An 18,124-nucleotide genomic window follows, 5' to 3' on the forward strand; every position below is an offset into this window, starting at 1 on the left:
CAAAGGTACTGGCCCGAATCAATAGCTATCGTTCGTGATCGACTCGCCCCCGCTTGGAGTCCCCAGCGCCTTGAGGATTCGCGGGTTGATCGTGTTCTGGATGAACCGGATCGAGCCATTCGCGAATAAGAAATTCGCTCCGCTCTGGAATGGGCTGCCAAATCCGTCGGGAGACTGGTTGATTCCTCGGCCGGGATCACGCCAGTTCGTCGGGCTGCCCCAAGCCTTGAATTTTGCGGGGACCTCGCCCGCCATGATCGTGTGCTCTCTACCGTCGGTGATGTCGTTGAAAACGCGATTCTTATCGCCCCCGAGCACCAACGCATTTCCGGAGTAATGACTGAGGGCGTAACCCCTGCTGTCTCTCTCGGCTGAGCGGATTCCTGGATTTAAATAAAAGGACACGACGGTCCGAAAAGACGTGGTGTTGACTCGGTCGTTCCAAGGGAGGTCAAAATTGATCTGATTGTAGACGACATGATTCTCCGCCTGGGAAAGGATCAGTGACTGCCAACTGTGATGAGCACGCCCCTGGGGGTCGAATGTCCCGCCTGGAGGAAGACTTGCGGACAACTCATGATAGTTATGGAGAGCCAGCCCCATCTGTTTGAGGTTGTTGACCGATTGGGATCGCTTTGCCGCCATCATGCCGCCACTGGAGAGGAGGGGCTCGCTGGAAGTCAGTAGCCAACCCGTCTGGTGGGCGACGCCCACGCTCGTGAGCCCGGCGACGAACATCAGCACGATGATCGCGACCAAGGAGGTGGTCCAGGATCGCTTCCACGGGGTTGCGGGCGGGTCTCCCCCCTCCCCTTGAATTTGGCGATGGAGCCAACCCAGGAAGAGGTGCAGACCGCCCGCGAACAAGGTGAGGCAAACCAGGCCAGTGATCAGGCCGCCACCATTGATCTGAATCTCCGCGAATCGGCCCAGAAAGATCAGCCAACCCAAGGCGAGGTTCGAGGCAAGATCGATTGGTACGGCGAAGCCCATACATCCGATCAGCAAGAGGGTCAGGAACCCTAGGCTTCCCCATTTAAGGCATCGACGCATCAGGGGTTCCTCGCTTCCACGTTCCCTTGTGTTTCCTGAGCGTTCATCCAGCGGATCTCACCGCTGGTCAGGAGCAGGAGCCGACCGTTGTCGAAGAGGTCGGGTTCGAGTGCAAGGGGCGTCGCTCCTCGGTCCGCGACCTGCCCGCCGTGGTAGACGTAGCGCATGCCCGAGGGGTCGGGTAACAGCCAGAACGCCTCGGGAATGGCAGGGTCGTTCGAGTCAGCCGGGAATTGCCCGTTGTGCCCCCGGGCGTAAGTCCAGAGCGCTCCTCGGAGCCGATCGAGACTCTGGCGGCGGGCCGACTCCTCCGCGGGGATCGGCGGCGTGGTCTCGGCTGGCAACTTGTAGGTGTACCCTGCTTTCCGCCAGGCGCCTGGGGTCATGAGCTCCCTCGCCCCCGAGATCATCGTGAGGACGAGAAGGAAGAGCAGTCCCCAGAGCGCGACGACTCCGACCGCCTTTCCGTAGGTGAGGCGGGGGAGCCGGGGAAAGTCCCCTCGCAGCGAATTCCAGACCCACTGGATGCCCCAGGCACAAACCAGGAAGCCTGCCAAGAAGAAAGAGATCGTTTGCACCCGGAGCCGCGCGACGTCGGAAAGCATCAGGACGGGCATGCCCGCAACCGCGGTACTCGGGCGCAAGGCAATCAAGCAAGAAGTGAGAAAGAAACTGCGGGAAATCGGCCACATGGCGTTGGGCCTCTGAGTTTCAGGACAGCCGGTGTCAGTCCTGGGACAATTGTCGGATTTTGGGGCCAAGGTTTCAAGGGGTAAGTTGGGGGAAACCGGTCGCTCGACAATTTTTCGCCCGGTCGAAATCCCTCGGATCGTTCCGTGATGACCTGTTCAAGGCCTGGCATGCAGTGTCGGATTACGATGCCGCTGGCGGGGGCTCCAGAAAACCAAGAGTACGGCGAGGATCGAATCAGATTTCGGTCGCGAACAGGCGCCGGATGGGGGACAGTTTGATTTCGAGGGAGGAGCCGTTCCACGGAAGTCTTCCCCAGTGAGCCGTCTCACGCGTTCGCCACGACAGCCCAGGCCTCAGGAACCCCAACAGCCATGCTTGCCTCCTTGATTCGACACGTTCTGCCGTTGGTACTGTTGACGTCGTCGCTGGCATTCGCCGCCGAGTCACCGAAGGTCGGATCGGCCGATCAAGGGGAGCCGTCGTCCCACTCGAACATCGTCAAGCTTGAGAACCTCGTGTACGGGCAGGTCCAAGGGGCAGGCTTGTTAGCGGACGTCGCCTATCCCAAGTCGACGGAGTTGATCCCGGCGATCATTTCCGTGCACGGAGGTCGATGGTTCCGCGGTGACAAACGCGATGCCTCGGCCATCAAGGTCGAACAGTGGGCTGAGTTTGGATTTTTCGCGATTGCGATCGACTATCGGTTGCTCGGCTGTACCCCCGCGCCCGCTTGCTACCAGGACGTTCAGTGCGCGATTCGCTTTGTGCATGCCAATGCCGAGAAGTACCACATCGACCCCCACCGGATATTCCTCATCGGCCAGTCGGCGGGGGGGCACATGGCCTCGCTGGCGGCCACTTTGGGAGACGGGCCGTTTCCGCGGACCGGAGGCTGGGAAAAGGCGAGCAACAAGGTGCGCGCCGTCATCAGCGTGTCGGGCAATTACGACCTGTCGAGCGGCGGTTGGGGCGACCTCTGGAAACCGGTGGGGGACGACCTGGCCGGAGCAAGAGTGCTGGCCTCGCCAGTCAATCACGTCAGCCAAAAGATGACACCACTCATGATCATACACTCCGACGATGACAAGTCCGTCCCGATCGCCGTCGGCCTTCGCATGGGCGAGGCTCTAAAACGCGTTGGCGCCCCGCACGTCTTTCACCATTATTCCAAAGCAGGGCACATGAGTATTAACGATGAGGTCATCAAACAGGCGAGGGCGTTCATCGAAGCTCAATCCAAGGTTTCCGATTGAATTGTATGCTTGCCCTGGGTGTCAGGGGGAACTTCATCCGGGGGCTCAATGCCGGGCTTTCGTTCACGATTAGCTCACCCGTTGCAGGGCGCCGGCGGCCGTGCTGTCATAGCCGGGCAGATCTCCCAGCGACTGCCGGTAGCCCGGTGAGCGAACGGCCTGAACGAGAGCCTTGAACCGGGGGTCGTCTTCCCAGCGCGTCGGGAAGCAGAGGTCGTACGCTTCCTGGCGGACGCCCAGGAAGTCAAGCCCGGCCTCTTCGCTGACCAGGCGGAGGCAAACGCCGGCGTCCGCCCAGCCACCGCGGAGGGCTTCCGTGACCCCGCGATGGTCGGAGGCCAGGCGGTTGGGAACCCATCGGCCCGCCAGCAGTTCGTCGAGACACTGGCGGGCTCCCGACCCGGACTCCCTCCCAATCCAGCGCAGGTCCGACCGAATCGCCGCCCCGACCGTCGCCAGATCCAGCCCAGGGGCCAGGGCGACCCCTTCCTCCCAGTGGGCGACCCGGAGCAGCGTGTACCCCGGCCCCAACTCTGTGCGGACCACTCCAGCATTCCCGCCCGGCTCGTCAGGTCGGCTCAGGTGAACCCCCGCGACGTGCACGAGGCCCTGGCCCAGCAGTGTCAGGGCGGCACGACTCGACCGCTGAAACGCCAGGAGCCGGACCCCTGCCTCGCGCGCGAGCTCGGCGGCCAGCAGGCCGACGGCCGGGTCGCAACAGGCCATGATCAGCGTTCGCTCCGGGTCGGTCGGCTCCCCAGCCTGCCTCGTCCCTTCGTGCACGACCCCATCGTGGGGAACCATCCCGAGCGGACTCGGTTCGGCCGGAAAGAGCCGGACCTCGCCCCCCAACTCGGCCGCCCAGTACCGACAGGGCTCACGCCTCGGTTCCCAGGCCCAGGTGGGTGCTCCGGTTTCCGGTTTGCGGAGCCGGAACAGATCTTCCACGCGACACTCCAGCGCGGCGGCCAAGGCGAGCGCCGCCGCCGCCGAGGGCACGAGCCGACCCGTCTCAATCGCGCTCACCCCCGCGCGAGATAACCCCGACCGTCGCGCCAGATCCTCCTGAGACCACCCCCGACGGTCTCGCCATTCCCGGAGAAAACTCGCGAACTCGCCGAGTTGCGCCATGATCGTGTCCATCTCCGCCAGACTTGTAGCGGGCGAGGGGTCAGAGTATAACGGGGGCGTCGGTATGATTGTGTCGCATTCTGGCACGATGATAACAGGCGGAGCCTGAGATCGTCATCCCCACCGCTTGGGCTCGATTCCCATGAGAATTGTACGAGGCCGGCCCGCGTTCACGCTGATCGAGTTGTTGGTGGTCATCGCGATTATTGCGGTTCTGATCGCCTTGCTCTTGCCCGCGGTGCAGGCGGCCCGCGAGGCGGCTCGGCGGATTCAGTGCGCGAACAACCTGAAGCAGATCGGGCTTGCGATGCATAACTACCATTCGGTCAGCAATGTATTTCCCCCCGGACGGATCAATACGTACGTGGCCGGCAACGGCCACTGCTGGGGGGCGTATTCACAGTTGATGCCTCAGCTCGAGTTGCAGTCGCTGTTCAACACGATGAACTTTAGCATGAACCCCGACCCGGACTACACCAGTTCGAGCGCCGCGGTGAACATGACTGCGGCGATCACCGTCCTCAGCACCTTGCTCTGTCCGTCGGACGGTGGGCCGACCCTGGTTCCGGTCGGGGGCGGTCCCTACGCAGTGCACAGCTATTTGCTCAACGTGGGCTCGGGCTATTCGGTGGTGCAGACCCCGCCGACGGGGATGGTCGCGCCGAACGGAATTTTCTACGAGAACTCGGCGGTGTCGATTGCGGCGATCACCGACGGGTCATCGCAGACGGTCGCGATCAGCGAGACGATCCGCTCCACCGACGGTTCACCCACCGGCCTGAACTCCCAGACGGTCTTTTTGCGCGACCCGCTCGCCGGCTTCGTGCTGACGGGCAACAACTCGGCGGGCAATGGCCCGCCGATCACCGACGATGCGAGCTACGTGAGCCTGTGCCTGAGCCGCAACCCACCGACCGGCTTTCAGCCGACTCGCGGCGTCAAGTGGCTGTATGGAGCGCCCGGGCACAGCATGTACAACCACCGCCGGCCCCCCAACGACAAGCGGTACGACTGTCGCGGTGGGTTGCCGCACAGCGACAAGAGCGCGGCCGACTGGCAAAACCTCTCCCTCAACATCACCTCAAGGAGCCGGCACTCGGGCGGAGCCAACTCCCTTTTCTGCGACGGCCACGTCCAGTTCGTCAAAGACTCGGTCAACGTCGCCGGCTGGCAGGGACTGGGCAGCCGCAACGGCGGCGAAGTCATCTCGGCCGATGCGTTCTAGTCGGTGTTCAGGCCATTTCTTCTCAGAGTCTGTCTCGTAAGTTCAGGGAAACCGAAAATTGAAGGCCGTTTGGGTGCCACGGGTTCCGTACTCGGAACCCGTGCGCGCCAGGCCAAGGCATTCCCGCATGGGTTCCGAGTACGGAACCGCATGGCACCCAGCAGATCATTCAAAAGCTCCCGTGGGATTCACCTTCTGGGACAGACTCTCAAAGTCATCACCGCTGAATGGAAGCCGAACCGTGCCCTCTCCCTCGCTTCCAATAAGTGCCGCATATTGTCTTTGCTCAACATTTTTACGGACTTACAAGGTTACATATTGGCACTTGATGTTTTTCAGGTCTTGGCGTTTCCCTTACCTCGCCGGTGTGGAGGGTTCGCTCGGGGTGTTTCGTTCAAGACCTCGTCCCGTTCACTCGCCGGACTGACTTCGGGCAACCCGGAATCCCAGGATTGTGTGTTGCTTGTTGATGCTGGATATTGCCATGCGATGTGGTGAGCTTCGGTTGCCGACCGAACTCAAGACCGATAGGCAAAGGGCCAGCTCGTTGGTAGATTAATCTCGACGGAATGTCAGAGACTCGTCACGAGGAGTCCGAAGTGATGTCCGACGACCAGACGAACAGCCCCGATCGACGCGAATTCCTGCAGGCCGGTGCGCTTGCCACGGCCGCGGCCCTGGGCGCGGCCACGGGCCTGCAAGCTCAAAATGAGGCGGCCAAGCCCACGACGCTTCCCAAGCGAAAATTGGGCAAGACGGGCGTCGAGATCACGCTGCTCGAGATGGGGACCGGGGCCCTGCGCGAGCGCGGTGTGCTCGACCGCCTGCTCCGGCTCGCCTACGCCAGCGGAGTCCGCACCTTCGACACCGCCAACCTCTACGGCACCGAACCCGGCTTCAAGAAGTGGTTCGAGCAGGCCCCCGAGGTCCGCAAGGACGTTGTCCTCGTCACCAAGGATGAGGTCGACACCCCCAAGCAGATGCTCAAAATGCTCGACCAGCGGCTGGAAGCGCTGGGGACCGACTACGTCGACTTTTACTTCGTCCACGGGCTCGGCGACCACCACACGCTCGACGAGTCAATCAACTTCGTCAAGGGACAGGAGTTCAAGGAAACGGCCGAGGCGATCCGCAAGTCGGGGAAGGCGAAGTTCGTCGGCTTTTCCACCCACCACAAGGACCGCGCCCAGACGATTCAGGCGGCGGCCGAGGGAGGGATCGTCGACGCAATTATGTTGATGTACACTCCTTGGCTTGACAAGGACTCGCCGCTCAACAAGGCGCTCGACACCTGCTACAGCAAGGGGGTCGGCCTGATCTCGATGAAGCAGGTCGCTGGCCAGTTCCCCGCCAAGCCCAAGTTCAACGTGCTCGAGGAGGTCGTTCGCCGGGCGCCGATGCTCGCCGAGCGGAAGCTGTCCCCCTATCAGGGCCTGCTCCACGCGATCTGGACCGACGAACGGATCAGCGGCTCCTGCGTCTCGATCAAGACGACTGAGCAGCTTCGTGAAGATGCCGACGCCGCTCGCCGCTACGAGCCGCTCAAGACGACCGAGATCGAGCAGCTTCGCGACGCCGCCCTCGCGTTCGGCCCGACCCTCTGCGCTGACTGCGACGGCCGTTGCTCCGTCGCCGCCGGTACCAAGGCCGAGCTCGGCGACCTGACCCGGTTCCTCACCTACCATGAGCACCACGGTATTCGCGTCGAGGCTCGCCGCCAGTACGCCGCCCTCAGCCCTGAAGCTCGCGACTGGGCCGGCGCCGATCTCGAGGCCGCCCGCGCCGCGTGTCCGAACAAGCTGAACTTCGCGAAGCTCCTCCCCGATGCTGACCGGTATCTGGCCTGAGTCTTTGACGGTCAACATCTGAGCAGGAACTCCAGGGCCGGCCGGGACCATGACCATGGTTCCGGCCGGCCCTCATCATATCTTGAAAAACGACAAGCCGAGAAATAAAAATGGATTGGCATATAGTAATGTTTAGTTATTGCGGTCAGTGAATCTAGCCCTATGAACAGCCAGTTGACGAAGTGGACAACATGCTGGCAGGCGGTATTGCCATGGAGGGCCTGGAGCAAAAATAGGGAGATGGTAGTGGCCGGGTCGACAATCCGCCTCCGCCTAGAGTCGTGACACTGGCCGTATGCCTCTTCGATCGTTTTCTTGGCCAATCCGGCAGCGATATCTTGGTGCAGTTCGGTCGAGGATGGGGATGATATGCGGCAGTATGGGAAGGCTCTGTCTGGTCCCCAAGTGGCGTTGTAGTCAATCAGCAGGGGCCGAACGTCCCTTCTGTGCTCAATAATCGAGAATCTTATCGTCATCCAAAGCACGACAACAGAGCGGCCACGAGGCGTAGTCCTGGATAGAGCCATGGAGCTCCTCGGCGGTACAGATAACGATTTGTTCGCACTTGGGGCAAGGGAACGGCGATCGAGGCAATCGTATCGGTCGTCGCGACGACCGGCACCAGCGTGTTATAGTGGTACAGATTCGGGATCGGGCCGGCTGATGCCCCGAGCCTGGATTGCCTGGCCGAGTGGGGGCGATCGTGGCGGAATTTCGATATGACGTCTGCGTCGTCGGCGGGTGTGGACACGTCGGCCTGCCGTTGGCGTTGAGCTTCGCCCGGGAAGGCCTGTCGGTCAGCGTCTATGACATTGACGAGGAGGCGATCGCGACGGTCCGCGCGGGGCGGATGCCGTTCATGGAGGCGGGCGCTGGGGCGATCCTCCGGGACGTGATCGGCCGGTCGCTGGAGGTGGCCAACGACCCGGGGATGGTGGCCGCGTCGCGGCACATCATCGTGATCATCGGCACGCCGGTCGACGAGCACCTCAACCCGACCTTCCACGCCATGAGGCGGTTCTTCGTCTCTCTCCTGCCTCACCTAAAAGACGGCCAGTGCCTGATCCTGCGGAGCACGGTCTTCCCCGGGGCGACGGCGAAGGTCCGTGAGCTGGTGGAAGCGTCGGGCCGGGACGTCCGGGTCGCGTTCTGCCCGGAACGGGTCGCCGAGGGGCACGCGATAGAGGAGTTCGCCACCTTGCCCCAGATCGTCGCGGGCTGCGACGACGAGGCCTTCGCGATGGCCGCCGAGCTGTTCGGCCGGATCTCGCGGTCGATCGTCAGGCTCGAGCCGGTTGAGGCGGAGCTGTCCAAGATCTTCACCAACGCCTGGCGGTACATCCAGTTCGCCACCGCCAACCAGTTCTTCATGATGGCGACCGACTTCGGCGTCGACTTCTACCGGATCTTCGAGGCGATGACCCGGGACTATCCCCGGATGGCCGGGCTGCCTCGGGGTGGGTTCGCGGCCGGCCCATGCCTGCTCAAGGACACGATGCAGCTCGCGGCCGCCTACGAGAACCACTTCGCTCTGGGCCACGCCGCGATGTTGGTCAATGAGGGGCTGCCCAACTTCATCGTCCGCCACCTCAAGGGCAAGTACCCTCTGGGCACCATGAGCGTGGGCATTCTCGGCATGGCCTTCAAGGCGGACAGTGACGACCCCCGCGAGTCGCTATCCTACAAACTGCGGAAGATCCTCGAATACGAGGCGCGCGAGGTACTCTGCACCGACCCCCATATCGAGGCCCCGTCGTTCCTCCCCCTGGACGAGGTCTTGAGTCGGGCAGATCTCCTGATCATCGGCGCCCCCCATCGCGAGTACCGGGCGCTCGGGCCGACCGTGGCGAAGCCCGTCATCGACATCTGGAACCTGTTCGGGAAAGGGGCGGCGCTGACGTGAAGATCCTGGTTACCGGGTCGGCCGGCTTCATCGCCGGCTACCTCGTCGAAGAGCTGCTCAACGCCGGTCACGAGGTCGTCGGGCTCGACAACTTCTCCAAATACGGAAGTTTGGAACGGGCCTACGACGCACATCCCCGCTACCGGGGCGTCGTCGGAGACGCCAAGGACGTGTCCCTGCTGCGCGAGCTGCTCGAAGGCTGCGACCACTTTGTCGCCGGCGCGGCGATTATCGGTGGGATTACTCTGTTCCACGACCTCGCGTACGACCTGATCGCCGAGAACGAGAGGATCACCGCGGCCTCGTTCGACGCGGCGATCGCAGCCCATCGCGCGGGGTCCTTGAAAAAGATCACGGTCATCTCGTCGTCGATGGTCTTCGAGTCCGCCACCACTTTCCCGACCGAGGAGGGGGAGCAGCACCGCTGTCCGCCCCCGGCGTCGACCTACGGCTTCCAGAAGCTCGCGACCGAATATTTTGCCCGGGGGGCTTTCGAGCAATACAAGCTCCCCTACACGATCGTCCGGCCGTTCAACTGCGTCGGGATCGGCGAGCGCCGGGCCCTTTCGGGCAAGCAGGTGCTATCGGGCAACGTTCGCCTGGCGATGAGCCATGTCGTCCCCGACCTCGTGCAGAAGTTAGTCAAGGGGCAAGACCCGCTCCGCATCCTGGGCGACGGCCGGCAGGTCCGCCACTACACCTACGGCGGCGACCTGGCGCGAGGCATCCGGCTGGCGATCGAGTCGCTGGCGGCCACCAACGAAGATTTCAACCTCTCGACGGCCGAGGGGACGACGGTCCGCGAGCTGGCCGAGCTGTGCTGGGCCAAGGTTCGCGGCGACGGACCAGCCCGGATCGAATCCGACCCGCCTTACCTTTACGACGTTCAGAGGCGAGTCCCGTCGGTCGAGAAGGCCCGCCGCATCCTCGGTTTCGAGGCAACTACGCCCCTATCCCGGGCCCTCGACGAGATCGTTCCCTGGATCCGCGAGCAGGTCGAGGCCGGCGGTATCTGACCCGAGGTTGGACCACCCATCGCCAGCGAGGTGATCGTGAGCGGCGTGACTACGGCGGACGTCGACTTTGTGATGCCCGTCTACAACGAGGGCGGGAACATCGAGCGGGCGCTTCGCGAGATCCAAGAGAAGGTCTCGCTCGCGAATCGAGTGCTCGTCGTCTACGACTTCGACGAGGACAACACCCTGCCTGTCCTCCGCTCACTGGCGGAGGAGTTCCCCAACGTCCAGGCGATCCGCAACACGCTCGGACGCGGCGTCCTTCACGCGATTCGCGCTGGGATCGCCGCGACGACCGCCGAGGTGGTGGTCGTCACCATGGCCGACCTCTCCGACGACGTCGCGATCGTCCCGAGGATGGTCGAGATGATCCGCCGAGACGGCTACGACATCGTCTGCGCCTCGCGCTACATGAAGGGCGGGCGGCAGCAGGGCGGGCCGTTCCTCAAGGGCCTGATGTCGCGGGTCGCGGGGCTGAGCCTCCATTGGCTCGCCGGGTTCCCGACCCACGACGCCACCAACGCCTTCCGCGCCTACCGTCGCTCGGTGCTCGTGGAGACTCCGATTGAGAGCCAGGGAGGGTTCGCCTACTCCCTGGAGATCACGGCGAAGGCGTACGCGAAGGGACGCAAGGTCGGCGAGTTGCCTTCGGTCTGGAGGGACCGGTCGGCGGGCGAGTCGCGGTTCCGTCTCCGCGCCTGGCTGCCGCACTACCTGAAGTGGTATTTCTTCGCCATGACGCATCGCCCAGGTCGCCGCGGTGCGTGATACACCCGGCGGCCACGATCATTGGGCCGGCTCCAGCAACGTGATCTCGGCGACCTGGAAATCGCACGGCTGATTATCCGGCTGGATGCGAAAGCGATCGATCACGCCGTCGACCCAGATGGTTGCCTCCTTGTTGTTGCCCGTGGGGAAGTTCCAGTTGGCGTGGCGGCGATCGTCGTTGTAAGCCTCGCCAGGTCCTTTCCAGGAGATCTGGAACCGGGCCGGGGCTCCCTGGGCGTTCGTGTGCGAGTACTTGATCCGGATTCCTGCGACATATCGGGGCGAGGCCAGGGCGAAGGTTATCAGGGGATCGACCCCTGTGGCGTGCGCGGTGAACCCTTCCCAACGCACCATCTGGAGAGTAACCGGATTCAAGGGAAGGGGGACCTCACGGAACGGGGGGTCGTCCGCGAGCGCTCCGAAGGGGCCGACCCTGGCCTTGCGGAGGATCGGCAGGAGTCGGGCAGCCTCATTTTGGTTCGGGTGGAGGTAGGGCGTGTGCCTTCGGACGATCTGAAACGGCGCCAGGCCGTCGCGGACGTCACGCGCCAGGGCCTCGGCCTGGGCCTTCCGTTCCAGGGCATGCCGCAACCCGACCTCCGCGTTCGGCCAGGCGAGTACGCAAACGAGGGCGAAGAGCACGTTCGCGACGATCCGGCCCAGGGCCGGCGGGGCGTACAAGCGAACGGCGACGGCGAGCCAGCACCACGCCGGGTCCGCCATCGCGATATAACGGTCCGCGAACCCAGCGCGGTCGCTCGCCCAGCCCCGACCCCACCCGACCGCGAGGGCCAATGCCGCAACGCCTGCCAGGAACGCCGCCAGCCCGACGGCACGAGGCCTCTCCCAGGGCCGGGTCGCCCCCGCGCGGACCACCCAAGCAACGGCCAGTCCCAGGAGCCCGATCGTCGCCACGCCGGACCACGGCCAGGCCCAGGCGGCCGGCTCGCCGACCCCAACGGCCAGAAACTGGACGGCCGTCCTTAGCCCGTCCAGGGCGCCTCCTGGGGGCTCGGGGTGCAGGACGGGGTGGAACCCCCGGAAGTATGCGGCCGTCAGCGCCAGGCCCGGCAGCGTCGCCATCGTGATCATCGCCCCACGCCTCGTCCGCCCCGACTTGAACTCGGCTGTCGCCGCGGCGATCAGCCAGAGGGCCAGTGGCGGCACGAATACCACGCCGTTGCCCCCGCACAGGGGCAGGATTGCCAGCCCGACCCCGGCGACCGCGGCAATTCTCGGGCCCGGCCAACTCCTTTGCCCGGCGATCGGGATCAGGAAGAACGTTGCCAGGGCCGTCGGTAGGAGCGGCGTGATCTGGAAGCTCCACAGAAAATTCGCCGCGTGCCCCGGGTGCAACAGCAGGACCGGGAAGAACGCGTCGCTGGCCCGAGGGCCATCCCCCATCCGCCCGACCAGCGCGATCATGGCGGCGGCCAGGGCCGACATCGCCGCGACGCTCAAGAACATACCGACGCGAATATCACCACCCGCCGCCCGGCCGAAGGCCACGAGCGCCAGCTTGGGCACCGGGATCCGGTGCTCGTTGGTCTGTTCCCAGAGCCATTCGGGCGTGACCTGTTGCGCCCCGACCACGGCGGGAACCATGTGATAGTCGTCCCAGGTTGGGACGTCGGTCCGGTAGTGCGCGACGAACGCGATCGCCCCGAACGTCATCATCGCCCAGACGCCCCACGCGAACGTCTTCGCCCCGGGCTCCGGGAAGGCTGTCGGCTCGGCGAACCTTGGCGGAGTTGGAAAGGCCTCTAGAGTGTCCGGGCGATTCGGCCGGGGCATGATTCGTCCTTAGCATATGGCTTGGCAATGAACCGCTCCGGTGACGGTGCTGCCGGGAGGATGATGCCGAGCGATGCTGGAAGTCTGACAACCTTGTCGCCCTCGATCAATACCGTGGAGCCCCTACCGGCAAGGTCCGATTACGGTTCCTATGTCAGATCACCCGGGACGAGGCTGCCTTTTTATGTAACAATCGGCAGGGCCGTCATGCTGCCAACGGGAATCCGGAGCGGTCGATCCGCGTCCGGAACTGCTCCCAACGCCCCGACGTATCCGTGAGCGAGCATGCTGGGAGAGTGTCTGTCGGCTGCAACCGGCCTGCTCGGCGCGGCGAGTGACCACTCCGTAACATCCCGAGAAGACTGCAGCGGCGTTGCGGACGACGGTGCGGAGCGATCGCGTGGTCTTGGGGTAGGTCCACTGTGGTGCTAACGATCTTGGTCTCGCCCCAATCCACCACGGGGCGGCCTCCCCCTTCAACTCAAACTGTCAAGTCACCGAAGCCTATTCCTGGCTGCTTTGCGACAGGGTCAGACGAATCGAAGATTTCTGGTGTTTGGACTAAGCTATTTTGTAGAAAGATTTGCTTGTTATGAATGTTAACGATTGAAATGATTTTATCTTAGTGAATCAAATTGGTCGAAATCAGCCCTGTGACACAATCCGGCACAGGGTTGCACTTGTATTTATGGTATTCTGTACATCGCAATCATGGCAGAGTAAAACGCTATGACATGCACGCGTTTGTGCGATTGGCGACTAATCTGGCGTGTTTGCGGCATATGGTGCTGGAACTATTAGACGCGGCGGAGGGCTGAGCTAGCGGGGCACCTGGAATTCGGAGATAATCACCCGGGTCGAGATGCGGTATGTACGATGATTCGCGTCTAGAATCGTACTTTTTCGCAGGCTCATAGGATTCGGGACTGAGTCGATGAACGAAGTCACGCGCATCCTCCGGGCGATCCAGAACGATGCTCCGAAGTCAGCCGAGGAGCTCTTGCCCCTGGTCTACGATGAGCTTCGCAAACTCGCCTCACGGCACCTGACGCGAGAACAGGCCGGCCAGACGCTCCAGCCGACGGCCCTGGTCCACGAGGCGTACCTGCGGCTGGTTGGTGAGGAAGGGACGCAGTGGAACAGCCGGGGGCATTTCTTCGGCGCGGCCGCGCAGGCCATGCGGCGCATTTTGGTCGAGAACGCTCGGCGGAAGCAGGCCTCGAAGCGGGGCGGCGGGAGGCATCGGATCTCGCTGGAGGAGTTCCACCGCCTCGAAGAGTCGCCACAGGACATGTTGGACCTGGACGACGCGCTGACCCGGCTCGCCGCCGAGGAGCCCGCCAAGGCGGAGCTGGTCCAACTCCGCTTTTTCGCTGGCCTGTCGACCCCCGAGGCCGCCGCAATCCTTGGAATCTCGGTCGCCACGGCCGAACGCTGGTGGAGCTACGCACGTGCCTGGCTCTTCAGCGAGCTCGAGGGCAGCGAAGAAATCTCGTCCGACCAGTGAGGGGGGGCGGTCGTATCCTGCGCACTGGACTCTGGCGAGTACCCTGCCCCGGAGCCGAGGCATGACCGAGCGACCTTCCAAGGAAGAGATCTTTCAAGCCGCCTTGGCGTTGTCGACGCCGGAGGAACGCGCCGCGTACCTGGTCGACGTTTGCGGAGAAGACGAGGCGCTGCGTCGTCGTATTGAACGCCTTCTCTCCGCCCACATGCGGGTCGGGCGCTTTCTTGAGCGGCCAATCGAGGCGGCGGCGAACATGGCCGCGTTTGCCCCGTCGGCCAAGTCGGTCGGCCAAGAATCGGTGCCCGAGGACGAATTCCTACTCCATTTCCTCACCCCATCGTCCAGGCCTGACTCCCTTGGCCGGCTGGAGCATTATGAAGTCTTGGAGGTCGTTGGCCAGGGAGGCATGGGGATCGTGCTGCGGGCCTTCGACGAGAAGCTGCATCGTCACGTGGCGATCAAGGCGCTCGCCCCGACGTTGGCGATCCTCGGCACCTCCCGGCAGCGCTTCGTGCGTGAGGCACGAGCCGCGGCCGCCGTCAACCATGACAATGTGATCGCCATCCACGCCGTCGAAGACCAAGGGTTAGTCCCCTATCTGGTGATGCCGTTCGCTAATGGCTGCACGCTCCAGGAGCGGCTCAATCGGGAGGGAGCCCTGCCGGTGCTGGATATCCTGCGCATCGGCCTCCAGGTCGCCGACGGGCTGGCCGCCGCGCATGCCCAGGGACTAGTCCACCGGGATATCAAGCCCTCCAACATCCTGCTGGAGAACGGCGTCGATCGGGTCAAGATCACCGACTTCGGCTTGGCCCGGGCCGTGAATGACCCCAGCTTGACGCAGTCGGGGTTCATTGCCGGCACGCCGTTATACATGTCGCCTGAGCAGGCCAACGGTGAGCAGGTTGACCACCGAAGCGACCTGTTCAGCCTCGGCACTGTTCTCTATGCCCTCTGCGTGGGTGAGGCCCCGTTCCGGGCAACCACAATGATCGCCGTCCTCAAACGTGTCTGCGACCACGATCCCCGTCCGTTGCGTGAGGTCGCCCCGGCCATTCCTGACTGGCTGGAATCTCTCATCGCTAGGCTGCACGTGAAGGATCCGGCTGGCCGGATCCAAACGGCAGCCGAGGTCGCCGAACAGCTGAGCCGGCGCCTCGCCGAGCCGCAGATGCCGCCGCCGAAGTCTATACCCTCTCAGCCATCAGAGAGGCCGATGAAGCCGCCTGCGGACGAGCCCGCGTTGCAGGTGAGTCACTGGCCCCGCTGGTTACGCGCGATCGCTGCGATCGTGCTGTTGACCGCGGGCTTGGGGGCGAGCGAGGCCATTGGCGTCACCAAAGTCCGGAGCACGGTCGTTCGTCTGTTCTTCCCCGACGGCACGCTGGTCGTGGAAGTCGACGACCCCGCCGTCAGCGTCGCGATCGACGACACCGACCTGGTCATCACCGGAACGGGGGCCCGAGAAATCCGACTGAAGCCGGGCGCGTACCAGGTCCGGGCCAGTAAGGACGGGAAGGTTATGCAGCGAGAGTTGGTCACCGTCACCCGCGACGCGCGGAGGGTCGTTCGAATCAGTAAGGATTTCAATTCTCCCACTGACGCCGAGACTTGGGAGCGATCGGTCGCCAACCTGCCGCCTGAGAAGCAAGTCGGGGCCGTGGTGCGACGGCTCCTGGAATTGAATCCTGGCTTCGACGGCAAGGTTACCCCTACTTTCGCGGACGGGAAGGTCGCCGAGCTGCAATTTGTGACGGACGAGGTGCATGACATCTCACCGGTGCGGGCACTCCGGGCACTCCGCACCCTCATGTGCAACGGCAACATTTTCATGAAGGGAAAGCTCTCTGACCTGACACCACTGCGGGGGCTGCAACTGGAAAACCTGATGTTTCATAACAACCCTGTGTCCGACCTCGAACCCCTTCGGGGCATGCCCCTGTGGGGATTGGGTTGTGGTGAGACTCGGGTCACCGACCTGTCCCCACTCAAGGGCATGAAACTGCAGGTATTCTCGGCCCAGCAAACCCAAATCTCGGACCTTAGCCCGCTTCACGGAATGCCCTTGAGGTGGCTGGATCTGTATGGGGCTACTCACGCAGTCTCCAACCTGAACACGTTCAACGGGATGCCGTTGCGCTACCTGAACCTGGGGAGATTGCCGATTTCGGACCTCACCCCGCTCGCTGGTCAAGCACAACTCCAACAGCTGCTCGTGGACGAGATGCCCGTCTCCGACCTGACGCCGATACGGGGGCTGGGCTTGACCCAACTGAGCATCCTCAGCACCCGTATCAACGACCTGACACCGATCCAGAAAATGCCGCTGACGAACATCCGGCTTGATTACCGGCCCGATCGCGAGGCGCTGTTGCATTCGCTCACTGGGCTCGAGGTCATCAATGAAAAGCCGGCCGCCGAATTTTGGAAATCGGTGGCCGGCAAGTCATCCGGTTCCCGCTAGAGAACCCACCGGCTCGCGCGAAACTCCGGAAGGCTGGCCACTCGTTGCGAAGGCGAGTTTGGCAGCGAAATCGGCCGTTCTTGACGAGGTCATTCGACATTTGTGGCCGACTCCCATGGGGGGCCGGCCATTTTTCTGCAGACTGACGAACCTACCGCCAGGTTCAGGCACAACCTCGTTGCCCGATCCTGAAAATTTGCCGGACCCATGAGGGGGACCGGCCGTCGTTTGCGCACTGTCGTGTGAGACCCGACGACCCCGGGAACCGGTGGCGACCACCCCTCCGCGTCGACGGGCGATGAAGCCCCTTGAGACAGAACCATGACGTCCTCACCCAGCAGTTCCGGCGCTGTGTCGGGCCTCGGCCAGCCTGCGCCCGCGGTCCTTGAGCCTCTGCGGGCCGGTCACACCGACGGCTTCCCCGAACTGCTCCGAACGCTCGGAGTCTCGCTCCTGGTCACGACCTATCAGGCGGGCAAGCTCGTCGTTGTCCGTGAGCAGGACGGGCGGCTGAACACTCACTTCCGAAACTTCCCGATGCCAATGGGCCTGGCGGTGAGTCCATGGGCTGACCGTCTAGCTATTGGCACGAAGCTCCAGGTCTGTGAGTTCCGCGACGTGCCCGAGGTCGCTGCCCAGGTCGAACCCGAGGGTACTCACGACGCTTGCTTCCTGCCCCGCTCCAGCCATGTCACCGGTGATGTCGCGATCCATGAGATGGCCTACGGGCTGGGGGGCGAGCTCTGGTTCGTGAACACCCGCTTCTCCTGCCTGGCGACGATCGATCCCGATGCCAGCTTCGTCCCGCGTTGGCGGCCGCCGTTCGTCTCGGAGCTGGAGCCGACGGACCGCTGTCATTTGAACGGCCTGGCGATGGAGGGGGGCGCCCCGCGGTTCGTCACGGCCCTGGGCCGGTCGGACGCGCCGGCCGGCTGGCGGACGAACAAGGCCCGCGGTGGGGTCCTGATCGACGTCACGTCCGGTGAGATCGTCGTGCCGGGGCTGTCGATGCCGCACTCGCCCCGGCTCCACGGCGGGCATCTCTGGGCCTGCGAATCGGGCGCCGGGACGCTCGGCGTGGTCGACCCGGCCGCTGGGAAGTACGAGGCCGTCGCGTCGGTGCCGGGGTTCACCCGCGGGCTCGACTTCGCCGGCCACTACGCCTTCGTGGGGCTCTCGCAGGTGCGAGAGAGTGCGGTCTTCAGCGGCATTCCGATCACTGAGCATCTGGCCGAGCACGAGCGGATTTGTGGAATCGCCGTGATCGACGTCATCACGGGGCAGGTTGTTGGTCTGCTTCGGTTCGAGGACGCAGTCCAGGAAATCTTCGCCGTGGCTGTCCTCCCACGTCGCTTTCCCGAGCTGATGAACGAAGACGAGACCCTGCTAGCTAGCTCATTTGTCATCCCGACGCAATCGTTGCCCGACGTCGCGGAATCGGTGCGGGCCAAGCCGTCGGTCCCGGCCTGA

The 18,124-nt window shown here is 63.7% G+C and carries 13 protein-coding genes; 9 read left to right on the forward strand and 4 right to left on the reverse strand.

Annotated features, from left to right (window positions below; all coding sequences use genetic code 11):
* Nucleotides 1-18 precede the first annotated feature (18 nt).
* Nucleotides 19-1,053 (reverse strand): DUF1559 family PulG-like putative transporter, encoded by a 1,035-nt coding sequence (locus tag V5E97_RS28055; RefSeq protein WP_406694866.1) that lies wholly within the window; start codon nt 1,051-1,053, stop codon nt 19-21.
* Entirely contained in the window at nt 1,053-1,670 is a 618-nt protein-coding gene (locus V5E97_RS28060; protein WP_406694867.1) for a hypothetical protein, read from the reverse strand. The genes V5E97_RS28055 and V5E97_RS28060 overlap by 1 nt, the downstream gene beginning before the upstream one ends.
* Nucleotides 1,671-2,117: 447 nt before the next feature.
* Between V5E97_RS28060 and V5E97_RS28065 the strand changes: the two genes are divergently transcribed.
* The gene (locus V5E97_RS28065; RefSeq protein ID WP_406694868.1) at nt 2,118-2,999 is read left to right on the forward strand and encodes an alpha/beta hydrolase fold domain-containing protein; all 882 of its coding nucleotides are present in this window, start codon (nt 2,118-2,120) and stop codon (nt 2,997-2,999) included.
* Nucleotides 3,000-3,068: 69 nt separating this feature from the next.
* On the opposite strand, the gene V5E97_RS28070 is transcribed toward V5E97_RS28065, so the two are convergent.
* Nucleotides 3,069-4,142 (reverse strand): substrate-binding domain-containing protein, encoded by a 1,074-nt coding sequence (locus V5E97_RS28070; RefSeq protein WP_406694869.1) that lies wholly within the window; start codon nt 4,140-4,142, stop codon nt 3,069-3,071.
* Nucleotides 4,143-4,272: 130 nt separating this feature from the next.
* Here V5E97_RS28070 and V5E97_RS28075 point away from each other — a divergent pair, with 130 nt between their 5' ends.
* The 5 genes from V5E97_RS28075 (at nt 4,273) to V5E97_RS28095 (ending at nt 10,889) form a co-directional block, all read left to right on the forward strand.
* Nucleotides 4,273-5,355, forward strand: a complete 1,083-nt coding sequence (locus V5E97_RS28075; protein ID WP_406694870.1) for a DUF1559 family PulG-like putative transporter — start codon at nt 4,273-4,275, stop codon at nt 5,353-5,355.
* A gap of 602 nt (nt 5,356-5,957) precedes the next feature.
* Nucleotides 5,958-7,202 (forward strand): aldo/keto reductase, encoded by a 1,245-nt coding sequence (locus V5E97_RS28080; RefSeq protein WP_406694871.1) that lies wholly within the window; start codon nt 5,958-5,960, stop codon nt 7,200-7,202.
* A gap of 703 nt (nt 7,203-7,905) precedes the next feature.
* Nucleotides 7,906-9,105 (forward strand): nucleotide sugar dehydrogenase, encoded by a 1,200-nt coding sequence (locus V5E97_RS28085; protein WP_406694872.1) that lies wholly within the window; start codon nt 7,906-7,908, stop codon nt 9,103-9,105.
* Nucleotides 9,102-10,121, forward strand: a complete 1,020-nt coding sequence (locus V5E97_RS28090; protein WP_406694873.1) for an NAD-dependent epimerase/dehydratase family protein — start codon at nt 9,102-9,104, stop codon at nt 10,119-10,121. The genes V5E97_RS28085 and V5E97_RS28090 overlap by 4 nt, the downstream gene beginning before the upstream one ends.
* 36 nt (nt 10,122-10,157) lie before the next feature.
* A complete protein-coding gene (locus tag V5E97_RS28095) occupies nt 10,158-10,889 on the forward strand; it encodes a glycosyltransferase (protein WP_406694874.1) in 732 nt (243 codons plus the stop codon).
* Nucleotides 10,890-10,907: 18 nt separating this feature from the next.
* On the opposite strand, the gene V5E97_RS28100 is transcribed toward V5E97_RS28095, so the two are convergent.
* On the reverse strand, nt 10,908-12,683 hold the full coding sequence (locus V5E97_RS28100; RefSeq protein WP_406694875.1) for a hypothetical protein: 1,776 nt from the start codon (nt 12,681-12,683) through the stop codon (nt 10,908-10,910).
* 934 nt (nt 12,684-13,617) lie between these two features.
* Between V5E97_RS28100 and V5E97_RS28105 the strand changes: the two genes are divergently transcribed.
* The 3 genes from V5E97_RS28105 to V5E97_RS28115 all read left to right on the forward strand — a co-directional run bounded on the left by V5E97_RS28105 (nt 13,618) and on the right by V5E97_RS28115 (nt 18,124).
* Entirely contained in the window at nt 13,618-14,190 is a 573-nt protein-coding gene (locus tag V5E97_RS28105; RefSeq protein WP_406694876.1) for a sigma-70 family RNA polymerase sigma factor, read from the forward strand.
* A gap of 61 nt (nt 14,191-14,251) precedes the next feature.
* The gene (locus V5E97_RS28110; RefSeq protein ID WP_406694877.1) at nt 14,252-16,654 is read left to right on the forward strand and encodes a protein kinase domain-containing protein; all 2,403 of its coding nucleotides are present in this window, start codon (nt 14,252-14,254) and stop codon (nt 16,652-16,654) included.
* Nucleotides 16,655-16,975: 321 nt separating this feature from the next.
* Nucleotides 16,976-18,124: a TIGR03032 family protein gene (locus V5E97_RS28115; protein ID WP_406694878.1), complete on the forward strand. Its 1,149-nt coding sequence runs from the start codon at nt 16,976-16,978 to the stop codon at nt 18,122-18,124.

Source organism: Singulisphaera photorubra (assembly GCF_045290345.1).
GTDB lineage: Bacteria > Planctomycetota > Planctomycetia > Isosphaerales > Isosphaeraceae > Singulisphaera.

Bases quoted from the DNA above. Each gene is read 5' to 3' on its own strand.
- V5E97_RS28110 (WP_406694877.1), top strand. From the start codon at position 14,252: ATGACCGAGCGACCTTCCAAGGAAGAGATCTTTCAAGCCGCCTTGGCG.
- V5E97_RS28100 (WP_406694875.1), bottom strand. From the start codon at position 12,683: ATGCCCCGGCCGAATCGCCCGGACACTCTAGAGGCCTTTCCAACTCCG.
- V5E97_RS28060 (WP_406694867.1), bottom strand. From the start codon at position 1,670: ATGCCCGTCCTGATGCTTTCCGACGTCGCGCGGCTCCGGGTGCAAACG.
- V5E97_RS28080 (WP_406694871.1), top strand. From the start codon at position 5,958: ATGTCCGACGACCAGACGAACAGCCCCGATCGACGCGAATTCCTGCAG.
- V5E97_RS28075 (WP_406694870.1), top strand. From the start codon at position 4,273: ATGAGAATTGTACGAGGCCGGCCCGCGTTCACGCTGATCGAGTTGTTG.
- V5E97_RS28070 (WP_406694869.1), bottom strand. From the start codon at position 4,142: ATGGACACGATCATGGCGCAACTCGGCGAGTTCGCGAGTTTTCTCCGG.
- V5E97_RS28105 (WP_406694876.1), top strand. From the start codon at position 13,618: ATGAACGAAGTCACGCGCATCCTCCGGGCGATCCAGAACGATGCTCCG.
- V5E97_RS28115 (WP_406694878.1), top strand. From the start codon at position 16,976: ATGACGTCCTCACCCAGCAGTTCCGGCGCTGTGTCGGGCCTCGGCCAG.
- V5E97_RS28055 (WP_406694866.1), bottom strand. From the start codon at position 1,053: ATGCGTCGATGCCTTAAATGGGGAAGCCTAGGGTTCCTGACCCTCTTG.
- V5E97_RS28065 (WP_406694868.1), top strand. From the start codon at position 2,118: ATGCTTGCCTCCTTGATTCGACACGTTCTGCCGTTGGTACTGTTGACG.